Source organism: Actinoplanes sp. NPDC048791 (assembly GCF_040650095.1).
Taxonomy (GTDB): Bacteria; Actinomycetota; Actinomycetes; order Mycobacteriales; family Micromonosporaceae; genus Actinoplanes.
Genome location: NZ_JBEZGQ010000606.1, coordinates 1 through 5,216 on the forward strand (window position 1 = coordinate 1; position 5,216 = coordinate 5,216).

At 70.1% G+C, this 5,216-nt stretch carries 4 protein-coding genes; 2 read left to right on the top strand and 2 right to left on the bottom strand.

Annotation, left to right across the window (positions count from 1 at the left end):
• Both AB0C29_RS32400 and AB0C29_RS32405 read right to left on the bottom strand, forming a co-directional pair.
• The coding region (locus AB0C29_RS32400) for a UDP-N-acetylglucosamine 2-epimerase (protein ID WP_360828272.1) at positions 1-622 on the bottom strand (622 nt) is incomplete at its 3' end.
• A 34-nt stretch (positions 623-656) separates the two neighbouring features.
• On the bottom strand, positions 657-2,003 hold the full coding sequence (locus AB0C29_RS32405) for a glycosyltransferase (RefSeq protein WP_360828275.1): 1,347 nt from the start codon (positions 2,001-2,003) through the stop codon (positions 657-659).
• Positions 2,004-2,496: 493 nt separating this feature from the next.
• On the opposite strand from AB0C29_RS32405, the gene AB0C29_RS32410 reads away from it, so the two are divergent.
• Complete coding sequence (locus AB0C29_RS32410) at positions 2,497-3,072, top strand: hypothetical protein (RefSeq protein ID WP_360828278.1); 576 nt, start codon at positions 2,497-2,499, stop codon at positions 3,070-3,072.
• A gap of 27 nt (positions 3,073-3,099) precedes the next feature.
• A complete protein-coding gene (locus AB0C29_RS32415; protein WP_360828281.1) occupies positions 3,100-5,166 on the top strand; it encodes an SPFH domain-containing protein in 2,067 nt (688 codons plus the stop codon).
• Positions 5,167-5,216 lie beyond the last annotated feature (50 nt).

Genomic DNA, 5,216 nt, shown 5'->3' on the forward strand with positions numbered 1-5,216 from the left:
CCAGCCGGCGCCCGGCGGCGTTGGCGCGGGCCGCGGCCACCTGTGGGTTCTCGAACGGCAGCCGGCGCCCGGCGACCGCCAGGGTCGCGTCCACCACGGTGTTGCCGGTGATCAGCACGTCCGCGGTGGCGATGTTCTCGTCGAGCAGGTTCATGGCGGCCAGCGGCGTCGGGGCCAGGTGCAGCGCGGCGACCTGGGCGACCAGGCGGCGGTTGGCCTCCTCGGGGAACGGTGAGTCGAGGTCGCCGGAGCGCAGCCCGGCCTCCAGGTGCACGACCGGGATGCGGCGCCAGAACGCGGCCAGCGCGCCGGCCAGGCTGGTCGTCGTGTCGCCCTGCACCAGCACGGCGGCGGGGGTCCGCTGCGCCCAGAGCGTGTCGAGCTGCCGGATCATCTCGGTGAGCAGTTCGGCCTGGCTGCCGGTGCCGCGCTCGACCTGCAGCGTGACGTCCGGGGTGAGGTCGAAGGCGGCGAGCGCCTGGCTGACCATCGCCGGGTGCTGGCCGCTGGCCACCAGGACCGGGGTGACCAGGCCGGCGGCCCGCATGGCCAGCGCGACGGGGGCGAGCTTGACGGCCTCGGGGCGGGTGCCGCCGATCAGGTGGATTTCGGGGAGCGACATGTGGGGGGAGCCTTCTTCCGGGAGGGGGAGACCTTCAGGCGGCGAGTGCGACTTGCAGGTGGTGCGGCAGCGGCTCCTCGGCGAGCCGTTCGGTCTTGGCCCAGGCCTGCCGGCCGGTGGCCTGCCGGCCGATGGCGCGGTAGGTGGCGACCAGACCCAGGAGCAGGAAGATCGGGTACGCGGCCGCGGCGATCAGCAGCCGGCGCAGGGTCTCGTCGCGCAGCCGGTAGCGGTGCACCAGCGCCCAGACGAAGCCGGGGAAGAACGTGACGGCGAACCACATCGCGCCGCTCTCGCCGAGCGCCCCCCAGCTGTGCAGGTAGGGCACCGGGTGGCCGATCAGCAGGCCCACCGTGGCGATGGTGACCGCGCCGAGCAGCACGACGGTGACCACCGCGTTGATCCACGGGGAGATCAGGTAGTGCATGACCTCGAGCAGCGAGGTGGTGCTGATCCGCTTCGAGCTCATCAGCCGGCGCAGGTACCGGACGCACTGGATGTTGCCCTGGGCCCAGCGGGTGCGCTGGCGGGTGAGCCGGCGCAGGTCGACGACGGCCTGCTGGGTGACCGAGGCGCGGGGGGTGTAGCGGATGCCGACCCCGTCGAGGTGCATCCGCAGGCCCAGTTCGAGGTCCTCGACCAGGCACGCGGACCAGGGCGCGTCGCCCAGGGCGAGCAGCGCGGACAGCCGGGTGAACTGCCCGTTGCCGCCGAGGCCGACGGTGTCGATGGTGTCCCGCAGGCTCTGGCAGGCGTTGACGATCGCGCCGAACTCCAGGTCCTGCACCGCGCCGAGCAGCTTGTTGCGGTTGCGGATGCGGACCTGCACCTGCACGGCACCGATCGTCGTGTCCCGCATCATCCGCGACACCTCGAGCAGGATGTTGCGGCTGCCCTGACCGTCGCCGTCGATGATGCCGATGACGACCTTCTCGGGGTCGACGCCTTCCTCGGCGGTGCGTTCGGCGATGTAGCGGTACGCGGCGTTGAGAGCCTCGCCCTTGCCCTTGCGGGCCTCCGGCAGCTCCCGCCGCAGCACCCGCAGCCGCGGGTGGTCGATGGCGGCGAGGACCTCGGGGGTGTGGTCGTCGGAGCCGTCGTCCACCACGAGCACCCGGGCCAGCGTGCCGCCGGGTCCGCTGAGGCCGAGGGCGGCGTTGACGGTGTTGCCGACGACGACCTCTTCGTTCAGCGCCGGCACGATGATCCAGAAGTGCTGCGGGGTGCCGTCGCCGTGGGCCAGCGAGCGGCTGACGATCGCGGTGCGGTGCGACGCGGCGTAGCGCACCGCGAAGCTCACCAGGGCGAGCGTGGAGACCGGCCAGGCCAGCATGATCGCGTATCCGACGATCACCAGGTACCAGCTGTCCGCTGCCGTCATCACTCGCCTCCTTCCGTCGCTGTCCGTGTTGTCGGCCGGTGTTTCAGGGCCGCGCTCTTGGACGTATTAGGACATTAAGACGCTACCCAGCGTGACACAAGGGCGGCGACCGGACCGCCGGGCCTAACTGACCTTTTGGCCTATGACAGACATCCCAGACAGGCCGAATCGCCGTGAAGGCCCCGGAAAGCCGCGTCACCCCGCGTGAGGACACCGGCTGACAAAGCGGGACGGGAGGGGTGCTGCAGCGAAGATCCGATTACTGAGAGTGCTGCGGGCCGTTTCGCCGGAGCGCGTTGCCGAGGGAGGCCATCGGGTCACGCTCAGTGAGGAACCGTCGGTCTTCCGACTGAAGAGACACCGCGAACTGGTCGGTTCGGGGACAACACACGTTGACGGCTCCTGCGATCATCGACATCACCGCAGGAACACGGGCCGCCCACTTTTCCGGGCGGCCGATCGCGGTCGGCACACGGGGAAACGGGGCGTAGGCATGGGCGGGTTCTTCGAGGCTGCACTCAGCTTCCCCGCCGTCATCCTGACCCCGCTCCTGGTCGTCGTCATCGGCTACTGGCTCGTCGTCATCGTCGGCGGCGCGGACCCCGACGGCGACGGCGGCGACACCGGCGGTGGTTTCCTCGGCTTCCTCGGCTTCGGCGGAGTGCCCGCGTCGGTGGTGCTCTCGCTGCTCGTCGCGGTCGCCTGGTTCGCCGCGCTGGCCGGCGGCGAGCTGCTCGGCGCGATCCCGGCCGGACTGGTCCTGGCCGGCGCCCTCGTGGTCGCCTGGGTGGTCGCCCGCCTGGCCGTGCTGCTGCTGCGGCGATTCCTGCCGTCCGGCGCCGAGCCGTCGCGGGCCGACTTCGTCGGGATGACCTGCGTCGTGCGCACCGGGCGGGTCACCGCCACCTTCGGCCAGGCGGAGGTGCACTCACCCGACGGTTCGTCGGCGGTGGTGCAGGTCCGCCAGGCCGGCAACGACGATCTCCGGGCCGGCACGGTCGCCGTGCTCTACGACTTCGACGCGGACGGCGAGTTCTTCTGGATCGTCCCCGCAGACGTAGCTCTCTAGTCAGCCCCTCGGCAAGAAGGATCAATGATGGACGTGATTTCCACCGGTCTCGGTGTGCTCATCGCCGTCGTGCTGCTCATCGTGCTCGGCGTCGTCTTCTTCCTCAGCCGCATGTTCCGCAAGGTGGAACAGGGCAAGGCGCTCATCGTGTCGAAGGTGCGCCGGGTCGACGTCACCTTCACCGGCGCGGTCGTGCTGCCCGTGCTGCACAAGGCCGAGACGATGGACATCTCGGTGAAGACCATCGAGATCTCCCGGACCGGCCGGGAGGGCCTGATCTGCCGGGACAACATCCGGGCGGACATCCGGATCACGTTCTTCGTCCGGGTCAACAAGACCACCGAGGACGTCATCAAGGTCGCCCAGGCGATCGGCACCACCCGGGCCAGCAGCGAGCAGACGCTGCAGGAGCTGTTCAACGCCAAGTTCTCCGAGGCGCTCAAGACGGTCGGCAAGCAGCTGGACTTCGTCGACCTCTACACCAAGCGCAACGAGTTCCGGGACCAGATCATCGAGGTGATCGGCACCGACCTCAACGGCTACAGCCTCGAGGACGCGGCCATCGACTTCCTCGAGCAGACCCCGATGCACTCGCTCGACCCGAAGAACATCCTGGACGCCCAGGGCATCCGGAAGATCACCGAGCTGACCGCGATCGAGGCGGTCCGCACCAACGACTTCCGGCGCAACGAGGAGAAGGAGATCACCCGGCAGAACGTGGACGCCCGGGAGGCGATCCTCGAGCTGGAGCGCCGGCAGGCGGACGCGGAGATCAAGCAGAACCGGGAGATCGAGACCATCCGGGCCCGCGAGACGGCGGAGATCCAGCTCGCCCAGGCCGAGGAGCGGCTCCGCGCCGAGGGCGCCCACCTGCGCACCGAGCAGCAGCTCGGCGTGCAGAAGCAGAACAAGGACCGGGAGATCGCGGTCGCCGAGAAGAACCGCGAGCGGGTCATCGCCATCGAGACCGAGCGCATCGAGAAGGACCGGATGCTCGAGGTCATCGGCCGCGAACGCGAGACCGAGCTGTCCACGATCTCCAAGGACAAGGAGGTCGAGGGCGAGAAGCGGGCCATCGCCGAGGTGATCCGCGAGCGCATCGCGGTGGAGAAGACGGTCGCCGAGCAGGAGGAGAACATCAAGCGCCTGCGCGTCGTCGAGGAAGCCGAGCGCACCCGCCAGGCCGTGATCATCAACGCCGAGGCCGAGGCCCAGGAGGCGCTGGTCAAGGACATCAAGGCGGCCGAGGCGGCCGAGACCGCGGCCAAGTTCAAGGCCCGCGAGGAGCTGCTGCTGGCCGAGGCCCGTCAGCAGACCGCCGAGCTGGACGCCCGGGCCAAGATCCGGCTGGCCGAGGGCACGCAGGCCGAGGCGGCCGCCGCCGGGCTGGCCGACGTGCAGGTGCGTGAGCGCAACGCCGAGGTCATCGAGAAGACCGGCCGGGCCAACGCCGAGGTCACCGAGCTCACCGGCCGCGCCGAGGCCATCGTCGAGCGGGAGAAGGCGCTGGTCGCCGCCGAGGCGATCCGCGAGAAGCTCAAGGGCGAGGCCGAGGGCCTGACCGAGAAGGCCGCCGCGATGGGCGCGCTGGACGACGCCACCCGCGAGCACGAGGAATACCGGCTGCGCCTGGAGATGGAGAAGGAGATCCGGCTCGCCGGCATCACCGTGCACAAGGAGATCGCCGAGTCGCAGGCGATGGTCGTGGCCGCCGGCCTGGAGAAGGCGAACATCGACATCGTCGGCGGTGACTCGGTCTTCTTCGACAAGCTGCTCGGCTCGATCACGATGGGCAAGAGCCTGGACGGCTTCGTCGAGCACTCGAATGTGGCGCAGGGCCTCGGCTCGCGTTACCTCGACGGCTCGGCCAGCATCACCGACGACCTGAGCCGGCTGCTCGGCTCGGTCTCCACCGGGGACGTGGCCAACCTGACGCTGGCCGCCTTCCTCACCCAGCAGATCAGCAAGGGTGGCGAGGACTCGGGCAAGCTGCGTGAGCTGCTCGCCGCGGCCAAGAAGCTGGGCGTCGCCGACACCAGGGTCTCGTCCCTGACCGCGACCCCGGCCAACGGCACGGTGGTGGCCCAGCAGTGACGACCGCGCCCGTGAGTGCCGCGGCCACCGAGGCCGCGGCACTGGATGCC

Bases quoted from the DNA above. Each gene is read 5' to 3' on its own strand.
- AB0C29_RS32405 (WP_360828275.1), bottom strand. From the start codon at position 2,003: ATGACGGCAGCGGACAGCTGGTACCTGGTGATCGTCGGATACGCGATC.
- AB0C29_RS32410 (WP_360828278.1), top strand. From the start codon at position 2,497: ATGGGCGGGTTCTTCGAGGCTGCACTCAGCTTCCCCGCCGTCATCCTG.
- AB0C29_RS32415 (WP_360828281.1), top strand. From the start codon at position 3,100: ATGGACGTGATTTCCACCGGTCTCGGTGTGCTCATCGCCGTCGTGCTG.